Raw genomic sequence first — 15,484 nt, 5'->3', positions numbered from 1 at the left:
TTTGATACCGAACACGCAACACAACAACACATATGATAGGAATAGTAAATTACGGTGCCGGAAACATTTTTTCATTAACCGCAGCTTTGGAGCGATTAAACATCGACTATGGTATGGTTAACACAGAAGAAGACTTAGCTAACTATAGCCACATCATTATTCCCGGAGTGGGTCATGCCGGAGCCGCTATGGAAAAACTACGTTCAACCGGATTGGTAACAGCCATTAAATCTTCATCAAAACCGGTTTTGGGTATTTGTGTTGGCATGCAGCTTATTACCGAGCATTCTGAGGAGGGAAATGCCGATTTATTGGCCATTGTACCCGTAAAAACCAAAAAATTTGGTAAGAACCTGAATATCAAGATCCCACACATGGGATGGAATGCCGTTCATCATCAAAACAATCTCTTGTTTTCAGGTGTTGAAGATAATGCACAATTTTACTTTGTTCATTCGTACTTTATCGAATATAACCCTACTTTTGATATCGCGTCTGCCGATTATGGTTTAAAATTCTCGGCAGCGATACAAAAAGATAACTTTTATGGCGTACAGTTTCATCCCGAAAAATCGGGCGAAGCTGGCGAACAAATATTAAAGAATTTTTCAACCTTAAGCTAAAAAAATGTATATAATTCCTGCTATTGATATTTTGGACGGAAAAGTAGTCCGTTTAACCGAAGGCGATTACAACCAAAAAACTGAATACGATGTTTCCATTGCTGAAATGATTGAAAGATACCGTTCAAACGGCACCGATTTCATCCACATCATCGATTTAAATGGCGCCAAAGGCGATTTTAGCAACCAAAAATCACTCTTTGAGATTATTAAAAAAACGGAAATGAAAGTGCAATACGGCGGTGGTATTCGCACCATTGAGCAAGTAACGAATTTGCTTGATGCCGGCATTCACCGTGTGATTGTAGGAACCCAGGCCATTACCAACCCCGATTTTCTACCCGAATTAAGCCGGGCTTTTGCTAAAAAAGAAGATTATGCCAATCGTATTGTAATTGCCATTGATGTGCTTGACGAAGTCATTAAATATTCAGGCTGGATGGAAAGCTCGCCAATCAAATTAATGGATTATGTAGATAAATGCCTTGCTTTAGGTTTCTTCCGTTTTCTTTGTACCGATATTAGCAAAGATGGAAAACTAGGTGGTGCAGCCATCGAATTATATCAAAAATTGTTAGAGCACTCGCCTATGATTAAATTAATCGCCTCTGGCGGCGTAAGTTCAATGGAAGATATTTACGAATTAGCCAAATACCCAATCCGCAGCGTAGTAGTTGGAAAAGCCATTTACGAAAACAGAATTAGCATCGATGAAGTAAAAGACTGGAATTTGAAAATGTTGAGTTCGATTTAAATTCATAACTATTTATGTCATCCTAAAGAATGAAGCATCTACCCAAAATGAAAAAGATGCTTCGTTCCTCAACATGACACCCAACTGAAACACATGCTTAGTAAAAGAATAATCCCCTGTTTGGATGTAAAGGACGGCCGAACGGTAAAAGGCGTAAACTTTGTTGATTTACGCGATGCAGGAGACCCAGTAGAATTAGCCGCACAATATGCCCAACAAGGGGCCGATGAGCTGGTTTTTTTAGACATAACCGCTACCCACGAACGTCGTAAAACGATGATTGAGATGGTTAAATCGGTTGCCCGTCAATTAAACATTCCGTTTACCATTGGTGGAGGAATAACGGAGATTGCCGATGCGGAGGCACTACTGAATGCCGGGGCCGATAAAATCAGCATTAACTCCGCTGCCGTGCGTAACCCACAATTAATTGAAGATTTAGCCAAAGCTTTTGGGGTTCAATTTGTAGTTTTAGCAGTTGATACCAAACACGTGAATGGCCAAAACATGGTTCATTTAAATGGTGGTCGATTAATCACTGAACTGGAAACCGAAAACTGGATTAAGCAAGCTGAAGATTTAGGAGCAGGCGAAATCTTATTGACCTCTATGGATCATGACGGCACCAAAGCGGGTTTTGATTGTGGTTTACTCTCAAAAGTGAACAACATGATTAACATTCCCATTATTGCCTCAGGCGGTGCCGGAAGTATGGAGCACTTTACCGAAGTTTTTCAAAAAGCACAAGTAGATGCCGCACTGGCTGCCTCTGTTTTTCATTATGGTGAAATCTTAATTCCCGACCTAAAACAAGAACTTAAAAAACACAATATCCCAGTTAGAATTTAATAAACACAAACAATACTAGAATAAATGAACATCGATATAAACACACTTGACTGGGAAAAAACAGCAGGTCTACTGCCTGTAATTATTCAAGATGATAAAACGCTTGAGGTGTTAATGTTGGGATATATGAATGCCGAGGCCTTGGAAAAAACCATTACAGAAGGTAAAGTAACCTTCTTTTCGCGCACTAAAAACCGTTTATGGATAAAAGGAGAAACCAGCAATAACTTTCTGTACGTAAAAGATATGGCTGTTGATTGCGACAACGACACCATTTTAATTAAAGCTAGCCCAGTAGGTCCAACGTGTCACACTGGTACGCGCAGTTGTTTTAAAACAGACTTTAATCAAAACTTTATTTTTGAGCTAGAAAACATCATCACCGACCGCTACGAAAACCCTGTTGAAGGCTCGTATATCAACAAGATGCGTAGCAAAGGTTTAAACAAAATTGCCCAAAAAGTAGGCGAAGAAGGTGTAGAAACCGTTATTGCCGCCTTAGCTGAAACAGAAGAAGAATTTATCGGCGAAGCCTCTGATTTGGTATTTCACCTGTTATTCTTATTAAAAGAAAAAGGCCTATCCATTCAAGATATTGCGAAAAATTTAGAAAGTAGACACAAGTAAGGATGAAGGCGAAAGGTGGAAGGCAAAAGGTGGAAGGTGGAAGATGGAAGATGTATGGTGAAAGGTCAAAGGTTTATGGTGGAAGGTGAAAGGTGAAAGGTGGAAAGATAAAAGGTGGAAAATGATTGATAAACTAAACGAAATTCTAAAATCGAGGGTATCGGTTTTGCATTTTTTGATTGTATTTGTTGCTTCTTTCTTAATTTGCGGTGTACTTTATATTTTAATAATCCCAATTATATATTGGATGTTTTTAGGAGAAAGTGCTGAAGCTGATCGAATTTCCAATTTACCCTTAAATGTATTTTTGGGCGAATGGCTAGCGTTAATTTTAGTTAGCCTAGGCGCGTTCGTATTATTTTACATCCATATTGAAAAAAAAAATTTCGCAAAAGCCAAATCTTATTTTTTAGCTTGGTTGCTTGTTTTATGCTGTTATTTAGTAAGAATTCAAATTGCTAATTCTCTCTTTAACCAATTCCAATAATCTACTTCAAAAATGTTAAAATACCAATCGTATATAAATTTATTTCTTGGAATAATCCTATGTGCAATTTTAAAAAACAACAAAAACTATACTGATTTATTAGCTGTGTTGCCATCAATCCTTTTCAACTGGATTACCTTGTTTCATCTTATCAAGAACAACCTCAAGTTTGAAAAATGGCATCTATATCTTGGATTTTTCACGGCCATAATCGCGATAATTTCAAGTTCAATAAACATTGTATTAATGATAGGTTTGTCATCCAGTCCATCTACGATAAATCAATCATTCATGTATTTTGTGGGCATCAAACAAATTTTCGACTTGCTGGTTCTTTTTCAATTTATTGGAGCGTATAGAGCCCATAAAAAATTAATACTATAAATCAAGCTTAAAAATAAAGAAAGCCAAATTTCAGTAACTTGCTACCCTAAATTTAAACCATGTTAAAACACTTACATACATTTTCAGGTCACCAAAATCCGGTTTATGCTTTGGCAATATCGGACAAGGAAGGGATTTTTTTTAGTGCCGGGAACGATAAAGGCGTGGTGGAATGGTCGCTGAAGAGAATGGAGTTTGTAATGGTTAAAATGCCGGTTCAAAGTTCTGTTTATGCCTTGCATAACTTCAATAATCAATTATTTATTGGCGAACGAAGCGGTGCTTTTAGCGTATTTGACTTTATAAAGCAAGAAACTGTTGCCCGTGTAAGCGCACACTTAAAACCTATTTTCGCCATTAAAACGGTTAAAAGTAAAAACGAGCTTTTAACCACCGGAGAAGATGGAACCGTTGCTGTTTGGTCGCTAACAGATTTTAAAGAAGTGTATCGTTTTCAGGTTGCGCCGACTACCGTTCGGGCCATTGCCTTATCCCCAAATGAAAATGAAGTCGCCTTTGCTTGTAAGGACAACCTTATCCGCATTTATAATTTAGCAGATTATAGTCTTTTACACGTTTTAGCAGGACATACTCTACCTGTTACTTCCTTGGCGTACCATCCTTTGGGCAAGTACTTGATTTCTGGAGGACGCGATGCACAATTACGCATTTGGAATTTACCGCATTATGAGCTTGTACAAACCATTCCAGCACATATGTTTACCATTTATGATATCGTTTTCCACCCGAACCTTCCGTATTTCGCAACCGGAAGTCAGGATAAAAGCATGAAGCTTTGGGATACAGAGAATTTTAAACTTTACAAAATACTTAGTTTAGAAAAATCTGGAATTGGGCATACCCATTCTATTAATAAAATTATTTGGAGCCAAGACGGAAATCAACTGATCTCAACTGGCGACGATAAACAGGTAATGGTTTGGGAAATGGAGAGCTAACGCTTCTTTTTTAACTTCTCAATTGCTTTTAAAAGCGCTTCCCGATTTTTTGCTGAATGATAAAATTTTGGCAGTTTCTCGAGCAAGGTAAAATGAGTTCGGTCTTTGTGTTCGCGTAAATAGGCGGCAACATAGCACTCTAAGTAGTTTAAATGTGCCAAATTATAAGCCAAAATCACATCATCTTTAAAGGGAATTTGATACCAGAGTGTAGCTGAAAAATAAGTATGCGCAGCCATTTGCTGGTTCCTGGTTGCTTCTTCCTTATTGTAACCACAGTGCAAGCACCATAAACGTGCTTTTTTCGCTTCGAAATCAACCTTAGCATGCGCTATTTTACTACAAGATGGACAACAAACATCACTCCCTTCAAGCATAAATTGCCCTAAAGTTAAATTTTCATCCTGAAATCGCTTACTCATCGCATTAACTAATTAATTAAAAACTATCAACGGACAATTTTATTAAATAAATACTTTATTCGGTTCAAAATACTTGGATCTTCTGCCATAGGATCACTTACCACCGTCACCTCCCCCATAAATTGTTGCCCCATGCAAAGTTCAATATTTAAGGGTTTAATATCCTTGATAGTTAAAGATTTGGTTAAAGATTCATAGCCAATAAATCTTACAGTTAATTCAATTTTATGCGTATTAATATCCTTAGGAAGCGCAAATTCAAATTCTCCTTTCATATTCGTGGTAGTCAGCACCCGTTTATCGTCTAGGCTTAAGACCGCTCCCGCCAACCGAGATTTATCCTCCTTGTCTACAACTATCCCCCTAATTTTTCGTACGAAATCTACTACTGGTTCCTTTTTCTCTACGTATTTCCCTTTAAAATCATCCGTTTGGATAACACCTGTCTTTATCGTCTGAGCAGAACTCAATTTCGGCAAACTCAAAAAGGCGAATATCGACGCGGCGATTAATCCTGGTTTAAATCTTTTCAATGAAAAGGATGTATGCGGGAAAAAGGCACGTTCAAGCTGGCCAGGAGCAAAACGACCACAAACATTTCCACTATTTTTAGCAAACCAATCGGTTAGTTGTTTATCTGAAAATGAAGCAAAATCAATCACCATTTTTTCGCAAGAGGTACAGTGTCTTTGATTTCCATCGGGCAACATATCGTCCCAATTTTGTTGGCAAGGTTCAGGAATGGTTAGTTTAAATGATTTTGGCATAGGCGGTAATATGTTTTTTAGAAAGGATGCATTTTTTCATCTCATTCCATACACCATTTCCAACTATGTGCCTGACAAGTACATTAGCTTTATTGATAACCTATAAAACTGCATAAGCACCTAAAAGATTCTTCACTGACGTTCAGAATGACAAACATTTTAAAAGGAGAGAGCTAAATCCCTCCAGTATGCCCAACCAATCGCTTAATAATTCTCAATTTATGCGTGTACCGTCCCAGCTCTTTGCTATAAATTCCTTCGTTATCAATGGGGTCAATTTTCACTTTACCTGAAGAATGAATAATGGTATCATTTCCTAGCATAATGCCCACATGCGTAATTCTACCTTCGGCATTATCAAAAAAGGCTAAATCACCGGCTTTACACTCTTCTAAAAAACCAACCAATTCACCTTGATCGGCTTGTTGTGCAGCATCGCGAAATAACTTTATTCCCAGCAATTTAAAAACCACTTGCGCAAATCCCGAGCAATCTAATCCAAATAAATTACGCCCTCCCCACAAATACGTGGTATTCTGAAAAAATTTAGCGGTTTGTTCTATCTCTGTTTCAAAATCTGCTTTTGCAGCATCTTTTGCTTCAAATTGAAGTTGAAATTTTTCCGCTCCGGCATAACAAAAACCATCCTTTAAAAAAGGCAAATTGCTGCCGGGACTTAGATGATAATGAGAACCATCTTCAGCGATTAACACATTCGAAAAGTTTAGTGGTGCATACGAAAAACAGTCGTGCATGGCGGCAAATTCATCTTGAGAAATCGCTGCTAAATGCCTAAAATCAATCCAACCCTCATAGCCATCATATCCATTTTGTACCAGCCACCAGCTTTCTCCTTTTTCTAGAATTTCTACATGCTCGCCAAAAAGCAATTGCGAAACAATTTCTGCCCTATCGGAACCATCTGCGCGTAAAGGTGCCACTGTAACCCTGCAAATACCGTATTGATTATCCATTTGTATGCTCGTAATGTATGTGTAAAACTAACAAAATATCGGCATCGCCGAACATTTTACATTCAAATTTGTTAATTTTATGATAAACAGCTAAATACACGCATATGAACTTCAAAAAAATAGTAATCGCAGTAGATAACAGCGCTTGCTCAGAGAAAGCAGCCAAAACTGGTTATGAGATGGCTCAGAAATTTTCTGCTGAGGTAGCACTTGTAAACATTATTGAGCCAATACCGGCCAATATAAATCCAGATTTAACCCTTGCTCCTGTTTTCTTGGAAACGTACGACAATAGCGAAGAAAATAGCCACTTGCTGTTAAAAGAAATCGAAACCAAATTTGGCCAGGGAATTAAAACCTCCTACATGAGCATTGTTGATACGGCTGCACATGGAATTATTCAAGTTTCAGACGACTGGGGCGCTGATTTAATTGTCATTGGCACCAATGGAAGAACCGGAATTTACCATTTTTTAATGGGTAGCGTAGCCGAGCACGTTGCACGCAAATCGGCCTGTCCGGTTTTAATCATCCCCAATAAATTTGAAGATCAAGAAGAAGCATAAACTCATTATAACGACAAAAGAGGCTGTCCCAAAATACCGAGACGGCCTCTTTTTTATTTTATTTCCAATTTGGTATCATTTGGACATGGTATGGTCTAAAATCAGTTTTAGCTGTTCAATTTTTCAAAAAGCATGAAAAAACAGTCTTTTTAAGCTGCTTTTTTCCTTATATTTTGTGCGATTGCCAATAATCCCCATTCTATTGCCACTTTTTCTTTTCCACGGAGCATAAAGCGGCGGAACCCTTGGTTCTGTTTAATATTTCCGAAAACTGGCTCAACATCATAACATCGTTGCTTTCGCTTCTCAATTCCTTTCTCGCTGTTTAGCAATTGATAAGCTGTTTGTTTATGGCTGAGTAGATTAGTGTTAATTTCTATTATTCGGTTTCCTTGCGATTTATGACAAACACCATTTAATGGGCAATTGCTGCAATTTCTTGCTTGATATCTTTTACTTGTTTGTTCGAAACCGGTACTGGTTTTTCGTTTTGCATCGCCAATGTAATGCATCTGTTGGCCCATTGGGCAGATATAACAATCTTGTTCCTGGTTGTAAAATAACTTGTCGGCTTGAAAGCTTTTCTTACTGGTATATCGTTCATTTTGCTCTTTGTCGAACATATTGTATTTAACATAAGCTTCAATTCCTTTCTGCTCCAATAGTTCGTAATTTTCTTCACTACCATATCCTGCATCTGCGGTAATGCTTTTTAAACTTTTGCCAAAGCTGGTCTCGTGTTGTTCGATGTGGGCTTTTAAAGTGGTGGTATCGGTTGGGTTTGGGTGAATGGTGTAGTTTACAATAAACTGGTTTGAGGTTGATATCTGTACATTATAACCCGCTTTTAACTGGCCATTACGCATATGATCCTCTTTCATACGCATAAATGTGGCATCCTCATCGGTTTTGCTGTAGCTATTGCGATTACCTAAAATAGCCTCTTTTACCTCATATTCAGCTATCTTTTTTGGATATTCTTTACTGATGTATTTCAGCTTGTTTTTAATCTTTTTATTTGCATCGGGATTATCAGCTAATACTTCATTAAGCTTATCTACCGTTGCTTGTACTTTCTCTTTATTTATTTCGGTAAAATCAGGTGGATCAGGAAGTTCATCTTCAGCTTTAGTTATACTTTGGGCATAAGTCCAAATATCGGCTAAAGCCAACTTCATCTTTTCTTTATTGGTTTGAATAGCCTTTTTCCATACAAAAGTATATTTATTGGCATTTGCCTCTATTTTGGTGCCATCGGTATAAACTTCTTCTATACTCAATAAGCCTTCTTCGGCTAATAACAAAACAACTTCTTCGAATATTTTGCGCAAGTGTTCTTTTAAACGAACCCCGCGAAAACGATTAATGGTATTGTGATCTGGATAACTCATTCCACTAAGCCACATAAAGTTAATATTCTCCCGACAAGCAGTTTCTAGTTTCCTGCTGCTATAAACGTTACTTACATACCCATAAACTAGAATCTTTAAGAGCATTTGAGGGTGATAACTCGAGCTGCCTTTGATTTGATAGGCATTTAGCAGGCTTTGGATATTGATTTTGTTTATCACATCGTTAACTATCCTAACTGGGTGCCCTGCAGTTATTAATTCGTCAAATGTAGGTGGAAAAGCCATCATCTGATCTTGGTAATAAGGCTTGAAAACAGGGGTTTTTGACGACATAAATTTCTAAATATTTATACTTAAATATCTGAAATTCAAATGATTAAACAAAATTATTAAACAAGAATTTATCAACTTTTTTTAAAACAAAAAGAGACTGCCTTTTTGAGACAGCCTCTTTTTTATGTTGAGAAAATTCAACTAATTATCCTTCTTGGTGTAACCAGGCTTTCTTCGCTAATAATTCTTCTTCTGTTTCGCGAATATCTTCATCGTCTACACAACAATCTACCGGACAAACTGCCGCACATTGTGGTTCATCGTGAAAACCTTTACACTCTGTACATTTATCTGAAACGATATAGTAAACTTCATCTGAAACTGCTTCTTGAGTGGCATCGGCTTCAACTTGTTGATTACCAAAATCAATAACACCCGTTAAATTCGTTCCATCAGAAAAACGCCATGCTGTACCGGCATCGTAAATTGCATTATTAGGGCATTCAGGTTCGCAAGCCCCGCAATTTATACATTCGTCTGTTATTTTAATTGCCATGTTTTCGTCTAATACTTTTGCTTTTTTAACTTTGCGCTTGCAAATATAACACATTCACTCTTAATAATAATTCTAAATATGTCGGCATTAACCCAACAAAGTGTAATTAAAGCATTTAAACAGCTAGGAAAATTACTGACAAACCCTACTGATATACTAGGAAATGCGATTTATAGCGCTGAAAGTGGTAATGCGTGGTTTACACAAGAAAATGTAAAAAAATCTTTAAACTCATTTTCAGAAATGTTAAATGAAGCAGATATCGACCTTTGGTTTCAAAATATCCGCTTTAACCACGAGCCCAAAAAGGTGGGTTTAATTTTAGCCGGAAACATTCCGATGGTTGGTTTTCACGATGTTTTATGTGTTTTAGCTAGCGGTAACATCGCATTAATTAAATTATCTTCATCCGACAATAGATTAATTAAAGCCGTTTTAGATGAACTTTTAGCGATTGAACCTGGCTTTCAAAATCACATCAAATATGTAGAAAGATTAAGCAATTTCGATGCTGTTATCGCCACAGGCAGCAACAATTCATCGCGCTATTTCGATTATTACTTTAGCAAAGTGCCCAACATCATTCGTAAAAACAGAAACAGTGTAGCTGTTTTAAAAGGAAACGAAACTCCAGAAGAAATTCATAATCTTGGCGCCGATATTTTCGACTATTTTGGTTTAGGCTGTAGAAATGTGTCAAAAATATATTTTCCAGAGGGATACGATATCGCCCATTTTTACCAAGGAATCGAAAGCTATCAGCCCATCATCAATCACTTTAAATACAACAACAATTACGATTACAACAAATCAATTTACTTGGTAAACAACGCCAAACACTACGACAATGGCTTTTTGTTGTTAAAAGAAGACGAAAGTTTAACTTCGCCTTTGGCTGTTCTGTTTTATCAAGAATATAAAGATTTGGCTGATGTTGAGCAGATTTTAGAGAACAATGCCGAGAACATTCAGTGCATCGTTACCTCTGCCCCACTCAAGCTAAACACATTTGCTTTTGGCCAGAGTCAGCACCCTAAACTGTGGGATTATGCTGATAATGTAGATACGGTTGCGTTTTTGAATGGAAGGCTGTAAGGTTTTGAAGTACAAGGCGAAAGCGGAAAGGTAAAAGCTGAAAGGTGTAGGGGGTAAGGTAAAAGCTGAAAGGAAAAAGCTGAAAACGAATTACCAAATTCAACTAATTAACTATTGACCAATTACCCAATTCACCACTCACTAAAGAATAAGGATAAAGGAGCAAAGAATAAAGAGTTTGAGTATTAAGTAGCTAGTATCAAGTATTAAGACGAATGTACCAATTCACTAATTACCAAATTCCAACTAGTTTACCAATTACCCAATTCAACTAATAACTAACCAACCAAAGAACCAATTACCCAATTCAACTAATAACCAACCAAAAAACCAATTACCCAATTCAACTAATAACTAACCAACCAAAAAACCAACTAACCAACTAAATCTTTTCAGCTTTCAGCTTAATTCTCTATTTTTGGAACAAATGTATATCATTAAAGTAAAAGGCATAGCCAAAATTCCGGATTACGTACAGCTTCGCGACGAAAAATTTACGCTATTAGCTTATTTTAGAGTTGATAGACCCGATAAATCGTTGGACAAACTTGGTCTTGGCGACAAACTCGACTATATTATGGAAATGGTTAAAAGTTTGCCTTTCGGGCAAATTGCTAAATTAGAAATATAAAATGGCAGGAAACGCAGTAATTCATTTAAGCAATGTTGATGTATTTCAACAAAAGCATTTAGTACTATCGAACGTTAATTTACACATAGAAAAAGACGAATTTATTTTCCTAATCGGTTCTACTGGATCAGGAAAAAGTAGTTTATTAAAAATTCTCTATGGCGAATTACACATCGGTAACGGCGAAGGCACTATTGCGGGTTTTGACCTTAAAAATTTAACGGAGAAACAAGTTCCGTTTTTACGTAGAAAACTAGGAGTTGTTTTTCAAGATTTTCAGTTGTTAACCGACCGAACCATTGAAAAAAACCTGGAATTTGTATTAAAGGCTACTGGCTGGAAAGACGAAAAACTTATTAACGAACGCATTAAAGATGTGTTAGATAAAGTAGGTTTGCGTTCAAAAATTAAAAAAATGCCACACGAAATTTCAGGTGGAGAGCAACAACGGATTGTAATTGCCCGTGCTTTATTGAACGATCCTGAAATTATTTTAGCCGATGAGCCTACCGGAAATTTAGATCCAGAAACATCGGAAGAAATTGTAACTCTTTTGAAAAGAATTGCCCAAAACGGAACAGCCGTTTTAATGGCAACGCACGATTATCAAATTATTCGCACCTTCCCGTCGCGCATTATTAAATGCGATAACGGTATAATACACGAAGATGCAAAAATCGTTTAAAACGATTGTTTGCTACTAAAATAGGCACTACACAACACAGGTGTCAGCTAATCAGCCAAACTGTTCGATTTACAGCATATAAATCTGACAGCTTGGCTGATTTTCGTTTGTGGCAAAATACTTGTAATGAAATGAAAAAAACTTCAGCAGGGAATTATGTTTAACAAGAAGAAAAATAACGATAAAGAAGAAAATATAATGGATACTGAAAATACTGTAGACAATACTGCAGCAGAAAACCAGGAAAACACAGAAGCTGCACCAGAACAAGCGCCTGAATTAACAAACGAAGAAAAGTTACAGGAAGAAGTTAAGCAGCTTAACGATAAATATTTACGTTTATACGCAGAATTCGACAATTACAAACGTCGTACCCAAAAAGAACGTGTAGAATTGCTTCAAACTGCTGGTAAAGACGTTATTGTGTCATTATTACCTGTATTAGACGATTTCGACAGAGCCTTAAAAGCAATGGAAACTGCCGCCGATGTTGCCCCTGTAAAAGAAGGTATTTCATTGGTAAGCAATAAACTAAAAAATACATTAAGTCAGAAAGGCTTAAAAGAAGTTGAAAGCATTGGCAAAGAATTCGACACCGATTTCCATGAAGCCATTACCAATATTCCTGCTCCATCAGAAGATCTAAAAAACAAAGTAATAGATCAGGTAGAAAAAGGATACACGTTAAACGATAACGTAATCCGCTTTGCAAAAGTAGTTGTAGGCGCTTAAAATATGTTAGATGAGCAAGATCGATAAGCGCATCGATTGCTGTTTCATCTTATCACGAATAAAGAAATGAGTAAAAGAGATTATTACGAAGTATTAGGCGTAACGAAAGGTGCCACTGCCGATGAGATTAAAAAATCTTATCGAAAAATGGCTATTAAATATCATCCGGATAAAAACCCAGGCGATAAAGCAGCAGAAGATAAATTCAAAGAAGCGGCAGAAGCCTATGAAATATTAAGCAACGCAGAAAAAAAACAACGCTACGATCAATTTGGCCATGCTGGCGTGGGCGGTGCATCGGGCGGTGGTTACGGTGGTGGCGGCATGAATATGGAAGACATATTCAGCAACTTTGGCGACATTTTTGGCGGCGGCGGAAATCCATTCGAAAGCTTTTTCGGTGGCGGCGGAGGCCAACAACGCGGCGGACGTAGAGTGGCTAAAGGTTCTAACCTTCGTATAAAAGTTAAATTAACGCTAGAAGAAATTGCACATGGTGCAGAGAAAAAAATCAAAGTAAACAAACAAATCGTTTGTAAAACTTGTGATGGCTCTGGAGCAAAAGATAAATCTTCGGTAAGTACCTGTAATACCTGCGGCGGTAGCGGTCAGGTACGTAGGGTGACTAATACCATTTTAGGACAAATGCAAACCGCATCAACCTGCCCTACTTGTAATGGTAATGGTCAACAAATCACCTCAAAATGTACATCATGCCATGGCGATGGTGTGGTACGTGGCGAAGAAACAATTACCATCAACATTCCTGCTGGTGTAAGCGAAGGAATGCAATTAAGCATGAGCGGTAAAGGAAATGCAGGTCCTAATGGTGGCATTCCAGGTGATTTGATCATCTTAATTGAAGAAACCCCGCATGACACGTTAAAACGTGAAGGAAACAACGTAGTGTTCGATTTACATTTAAGTTTTGTGGATGCTGCCTTAGGTGTAAGCATTGAAGTACCAACCATTGATGGTAAAGCAAAAATTAAAATCGACCCGGGAACGCAAAGCGGAAAATTGCTGCGCTTAAAAGGTAAAGGTTTACCAGAAGTAAACTCATACCACCGTGGTGATGAAATTATTCACATCAATATTTGGACACCAAAAGCTTTAAGCAGCGAAGAACGTGATACCTTAGAGAAATTACGGGAATCAGCTAATTTTAAACCACAACCTGGTAAAAATGACAAAAGCTTCTTCGAAAGAATGAAAGAATATTTTGAATAACATTCAAAAAAATAAAAAAACCGATGCAAAAACATCGGTTTTTTTTGTTTCATGTATTTTCAAAAAAAATCTACGGATATTTAGCAAAAAAATTTATGCGCATTGCTATCATCGATTTAGGAACCAACACCTTCCATTTACTCATTGCAAAAATTGACAAGCACCAGTACGAAATACTGTATAAAAACACAGTTGCTGTTAAATTGGGCGAAGGCAGTATCAATCAGAACACCCTAGCCCCTGCTGCCTGTGACCGTGGTATTCAAACGCTAAAAGATTTTAAAAGCGTTATGGATACATACGACGTATCGCTCATTAAAGCCGGGGCTACTTCGGCAATTCGCAGTGCAAAAAATGGCGCTGAATTTGTGGCGCGGGCTAAAGATGAAGCTTTAATTGAGATTACGACAATTACAGGTGAAGAAGAAGCGAATGCTATCTATGAAGGCGTAAAATTAAGCGGTGCCATTCAGGAGCAAGCACTTATTATGGATATTGGCGGCGGGAGTGTTGAGTTTATTCTTTGCAATCCTGAACAAGTCATTTGGAAAAAAAGCTATAATGTGGGCGCAGCCAGACTGATGCAACACTACTTTAAATCGGACCCCATTTCAGAGGTTGATAAAAATGCCATTATCCTGCACCTTCAAGAAGAATTAACCGATTTATTTACACTCTGCGAAGAACACCAACCTACCGTGCTAATTGGTTCTGCTGGCTCATTCGAAACTTTCGCCATTTTGGCGAACCAAAAGCAACCGCAATCCATCGATATCGAAACCTTAAAAACATACGATTTTATTTTTGAGGACTACAGGACATGCTCCATCGATTTAATCCAGTCTACCCATGCACAACGCAGTAAAATGGAAGAGATTATTCCCGTACGCGTGGATATGATTGTAATGGCTGCACTCATTACCAATTGCGTTTTAAGTAAAACGAATATCAAACAGCTACGCCTGTCTACCTTCGATTTGAAGATGGGTTTACTGGCAGAAGAAATGAATAAATTAGCTTAATGATGCAAAAATTTTGCTCGATAATAGTAAAATTCATTTTCAGGCGATTCTACTTTCAAATAGTTAAACACAGCCAATTCGTATAGAAAAACAGGACTCGGAATTGAAATATGTTCTTGCATTAAATCTGCTTTCCAATCCGATTGATAGGCACGAAAATATCTTTTTTCAAGGCTGGCAAAACATTCATTCACATAGCGTTTGGTAAGCCACTCAGGCAAAAAATAAATGCCTAAAACTTTATACAGATGGCTGCGTAAAGAGGGCTCTAATACCCTAAAACGACCTTTTAGGTAATACAAGTATATCGAAACCAACAACAACAGTACACCCGAGCATATTTTCATCCATGATTGGAAAACAATTCCTTCATATATTAAAAAAGAAATAAGCAAGAACAAAAACATTTTGGTAAATGCAATAGAGGCATTTCCAATTCTTATCAGTGTCAAGGTATTTATCTTTGATAAGATTAGTTGAACAAAAGCGTAAAGTT

General features: G+C 37.4%; 18 protein-coding genes. 12 read left to right on the top strand and 6 right to left on the bottom strand.

The genetic code is table 11. The annotated features are described in order from the left end of the window. Window positions 1-32 precede the first annotated feature (32 nt). The 5 genes from hisH to ACJVDK_RS00865 all read left to right on the top strand — a co-directional run bounded on the left by hisH (window position 33) and on the right by ACJVDK_RS00865 (window position 4,683). Window positions 33-623, top strand: a complete 591-nt coding sequence (gene hisH / locus ACJVDK_RS00885; RefSeq protein WP_443938437.1) for an imidazole glycerol phosphate synthase subunit HisH — start codon at window positions 33-35, stop codon at window positions 621-623. A 4-nt stretch (window positions 624-627) separates the two neighbouring features. Beyond that, on the top strand, window positions 628-1,377 hold the full coding sequence (gene hisA, locus ACJVDK_RS00880) for a 1-(5-phosphoribosyl)-5-[(5-phosphoribosylamino)methylideneamino]imidazole-4-carboxamide isomerase (protein ID WP_443938436.1): 750 nt from the start codon (window positions 628-630) through the stop codon (window positions 1,375-1,377). Window positions 1,378-1,470: 93 nt separating this feature from the next. Continuing rightward, window positions 1,471-2,226 carry an imidazole glycerol phosphate synthase subunit HisF gene (gene hisF / locus ACJVDK_RS00875; RefSeq protein WP_443938435.1) on the top strand — a complete coding sequence of 252 codons (756 nt, stop codon included), beginning with the start codon at window positions 1,471-1,473 and terminating at the stop codon, window positions 2,224-2,226. A 24-nt stretch (window positions 2,227-2,250) separates the two neighbouring features. Further along, window positions 2,251-2,853, top strand: coding sequence for a bifunctional phosphoribosyl-AMP cyclohydrolase/phosphoribosyl-ATP diphosphatase HisIE (gene hisIE / locus ACJVDK_RS00870; protein WP_443938434.1), 603 nt, complete (start codon window positions 2,251-2,253; stop codon window positions 2,851-2,853). 930 nt (window positions 2,854-3,783) lie between these two features. After that, window positions 3,784-4,683 carry a WD40 repeat domain-containing protein gene (locus tag ACJVDK_RS00865; RefSeq protein WP_443938433.1) on the top strand — a complete coding sequence of 300 codons (900 nt, stop codon included), beginning with the start codon at window positions 3,784-3,786 and terminating at the stop codon, window positions 4,681-4,683. On the opposite strand, the gene ACJVDK_RS00860 is transcribed toward ACJVDK_RS00865, so the two are convergent. The 3 genes from ACJVDK_RS00860 to ACJVDK_RS00850 form a co-directional block, all read right to left on the bottom strand. Continuing rightward, a complete protein-coding gene (locus tag ACJVDK_RS00860) occupies window positions 4,680-5,105 on the bottom strand; it encodes a hypothetical protein (protein ID WP_443938432.1) in 426 nt (141 codons plus the stop codon). The two genes, ACJVDK_RS00865 and ACJVDK_RS00860, sit on opposite strands and share 4 nt — an antisense overlap. A gap of 26 nt (window positions 5,106-5,131) precedes the next feature. Then, window positions 5,132-5,872, bottom strand: a complete 741-nt coding sequence (locus tag ACJVDK_RS00855; protein ID WP_443938431.1) for a carboxypeptidase-like regulatory domain-containing protein — start codon at window positions 5,870-5,872, stop codon at window positions 5,132-5,134. A gap of 173 nt (window positions 5,873-6,045) precedes the next feature. Beyond that, window positions 6,046-6,846 carry a C40 family peptidase gene (locus ACJVDK_RS00850; protein WP_443938430.1) on the bottom strand — a complete coding sequence of 267 codons (801 nt, stop codon included), beginning with the start codon at window positions 6,844-6,846 and terminating at the stop codon, window positions 6,046-6,048. 104 nt (window positions 6,847-6,950) lie between these two features. Here ACJVDK_RS00850 and ACJVDK_RS00845 point away from each other — a divergent pair, with 104 nt between their 5' ends. Continuing rightward, the gene (locus tag ACJVDK_RS00845; RefSeq protein WP_443938429.1) at window positions 6,951-7,412 is read left to right on the top strand and encodes a universal stress protein; all 462 of its coding nucleotides are present in this window, start codon (window positions 6,951-6,953) and stop codon (window positions 7,410-7,412) included. Window positions 7,413-7,561: 149 nt separating this feature from the next. Here ACJVDK_RS00845 and ACJVDK_RS00840 read toward each other — a convergent pair whose 3' ends face one another. Together ACJVDK_RS00840 and ACJVDK_RS00835 are read right to left on the bottom strand one after the other, a co-directional pair. Next, window positions 7,562-9,097 (bottom strand): IS1182 family transposase, encoded by a 1,536-nt coding sequence (locus tag ACJVDK_RS00840; protein WP_443936436.1) that lies wholly within the window; start codon window positions 9,095-9,097, stop codon window positions 7,562-7,564. Window positions 9,098-9,242: 145 nt separating this feature from the next. Further along, window positions 9,243-9,593 carry a 4Fe-4S dicluster domain-containing protein gene (locus tag ACJVDK_RS00835; RefSeq protein WP_443938428.1) on the bottom strand — a complete coding sequence of 117 codons (351 nt, stop codon included), beginning with the start codon at window positions 9,591-9,593 and terminating at the stop codon, window positions 9,243-9,245. A gap of 78 nt (window positions 9,594-9,671) precedes the next feature. On the opposite strand from ACJVDK_RS00835, the gene ACJVDK_RS00830 reads away from it, so the two are divergent. From ACJVDK_RS00830 to ACJVDK_RS00805, 6 genes are all read left to right on the top strand, one after another. Next, window positions 9,672-10,688 carry an acyl-CoA reductase gene (locus ACJVDK_RS00830; RefSeq protein ID WP_443938427.1) on the top strand — a complete coding sequence of 339 codons (1,017 nt, stop codon included), beginning with the start codon at window positions 9,672-9,674 and terminating at the stop codon, window positions 10,686-10,688. 427 nt (window positions 10,689-11,115) lie between these two features. After that, window positions 11,116-11,319 carry a fructose-6-phosphate aldolase gene (locus tag ACJVDK_RS00825; RefSeq protein WP_443938426.1) on the top strand — a complete coding sequence of 68 codons (204 nt, stop codon included), beginning with the start codon at window positions 11,116-11,118 and terminating at the stop codon, window positions 11,317-11,319. A 1-nt stretch (window position 11,320) separates the two neighbouring features. Continuing rightward, complete coding sequence (locus ACJVDK_RS00820; RefSeq protein ID WP_443938425.1) at window positions 11,321-12,004, top strand: cell division ATP-binding protein FtsE; 684 nt, start codon at window positions 11,321-11,323, stop codon at window positions 12,002-12,004. A 156-nt stretch (window positions 12,005-12,160) separates the two neighbouring features. After that, window positions 12,161-12,736 carry a nucleotide exchange factor GrpE gene (locus tag ACJVDK_RS00815; RefSeq protein WP_443938424.1) on the top strand — a complete coding sequence of 192 codons (576 nt, stop codon included), beginning with the start codon at window positions 12,161-12,163 and terminating at the stop codon, window positions 12,734-12,736. Window positions 12,737-12,802: 66 nt separating this feature from the next. Continuing rightward, window positions 12,803-13,966 (top strand): molecular chaperone DnaJ, encoded by a 1,164-nt coding sequence (dnaJ, locus tag ACJVDK_RS00810; protein ID WP_443938423.1) that lies wholly within the window; start codon window positions 12,803-12,805, stop codon window positions 13,964-13,966. A gap of 95 nt (window positions 13,967-14,061) precedes the next feature. Continuing rightward, window positions 14,062-14,988, top strand: coding sequence for a Ppx/GppA phosphatase family protein (locus tag ACJVDK_RS00805; protein ID WP_443938422.1), 927 nt, complete (start codon window positions 14,062-14,064; stop codon window positions 14,986-14,988). On the opposite strand, the gene ACJVDK_RS00800 is transcribed toward ACJVDK_RS00805, so the two are convergent. Further along, window positions 14,985-15,440: a hypothetical protein gene (locus ACJVDK_RS00800; RefSeq protein ID WP_443938421.1), complete on the bottom strand. Its 456-nt coding sequence runs from the start codon at window positions 15,438-15,440 to the stop codon at window positions 14,985-14,987. The two genes, ACJVDK_RS00805 and ACJVDK_RS00800, sit on opposite strands and share 4 nt — an antisense overlap. Window positions 15,441-15,484 lie beyond the last annotated feature (44 nt).

It is taken from the genome of Pedobacter paludisoli (assembly GCF_052344095.1).
Classification (GTDB): Bacteria; Bacteroidota; Bacteroidia; order Sphingobacteriales; family Sphingobacteriaceae; genus Pedobacter.
This window is presented reverse-complemented; position numbering and strand designations above follow the sequence as displayed.

Excerpts from the sequence above, each read along its gene's own strand:
- hisH (WP_443938437.1), top strand. The coding sequence starts at position 33 with ATGATAGGAATAGTAAATTACGGTGCCGGAAACATTTTTTCATTAACC.
- hisA (WP_443938436.1), top strand. The coding sequence starts at position 628 with ATGTATATAATTCCTGCTATTGATATTTTGGACGGAAAAGTAGTCCGT.
- hisF (WP_443938435.1), top strand. The coding sequence starts at position 1,471 with ATGCTTAGTAAAAGAATAATCCCCTGTTTGGATGTAAAGGACGGCCGA.
- hisIE (WP_443938434.1), top strand. The coding sequence starts at position 2,251 with ATGAACATCGATATAAACACACTTGACTGGGAAAAAACAGCAGGTCTA.
- ACJVDK_RS00865 (WP_443938433.1), top strand. The coding sequence starts at position 3,784 with ATGTTAAAACACTTACATACATTTTCAGGTCACCAAAATCCGGTTTAT.
- ACJVDK_RS00860 (WP_443938432.1), bottom strand. The coding sequence starts at position 5,105 with ATGAGTAAGCGATTTCAGGATGAAAATTTAACTTTAGGGCAATTTATG.
- ACJVDK_RS00855 (WP_443938431.1), bottom strand. The coding sequence starts at position 5,872 with ATGCCAAAATCATTTAAACTAACCATTCCTGAACCTTGCCAACAAAAT.
- ACJVDK_RS00850 (WP_443938430.1), bottom strand. The coding sequence starts at position 6,846 with ATGGATAATCAATACGGTATTTGCAGGGTTACAGTGGCACCTTTACGC.
- ACJVDK_RS00845 (WP_443938429.1), top strand. The coding sequence starts at position 6,951 with ATGAACTTCAAAAAAATAGTAATCGCAGTAGATAACAGCGCTTGCTCA.
- ACJVDK_RS00840 (WP_443936436.1), bottom strand. The coding sequence starts at position 9,097 with ATGTCGTCAAAAACCCCTGTTTTCAAGCCTTATTACCAAGATCAGATG.
- ACJVDK_RS00835 (WP_443938428.1), bottom strand. The coding sequence starts at position 9,593 with ATGGCAATTAAAATAACAGACGAATGTATAAATTGCGGGGCTTGCGAA.
- ACJVDK_RS00830 (WP_443938427.1), top strand. The coding sequence starts at position 9,672 with ATGTCGGCATTAACCCAACAAAGTGTAATTAAAGCATTTAAACAGCTA.
- ACJVDK_RS00825 (WP_443938426.1), top strand. The coding sequence starts at position 11,116 with ATGTATATCATTAAAGTAAAAGGCATAGCCAAAATTCCGGATTACGTA.
- ACJVDK_RS00820 (WP_443938425.1), top strand. The coding sequence starts at position 11,321 with ATGGCAGGAAACGCAGTAATTCATTTAAGCAATGTTGATGTATTTCAA.
- ACJVDK_RS00815 (WP_443938424.1), top strand. The coding sequence starts at position 12,161 with ATGTTTAACAAGAAGAAAAATAACGATAAAGAAGAAAATATAATGGAT.
- dnaJ (WP_443938423.1), top strand. The coding sequence starts at position 12,803 with ATGAGTAAAAGAGATTATTACGAAGTATTAGGCGTAACGAAAGGTGCC.
- ACJVDK_RS00805 (WP_443938422.1), top strand. The coding sequence starts at position 14,062 with ATGCGCATTGCTATCATCGATTTAGGAACCAACACCTTCCATTTACTC.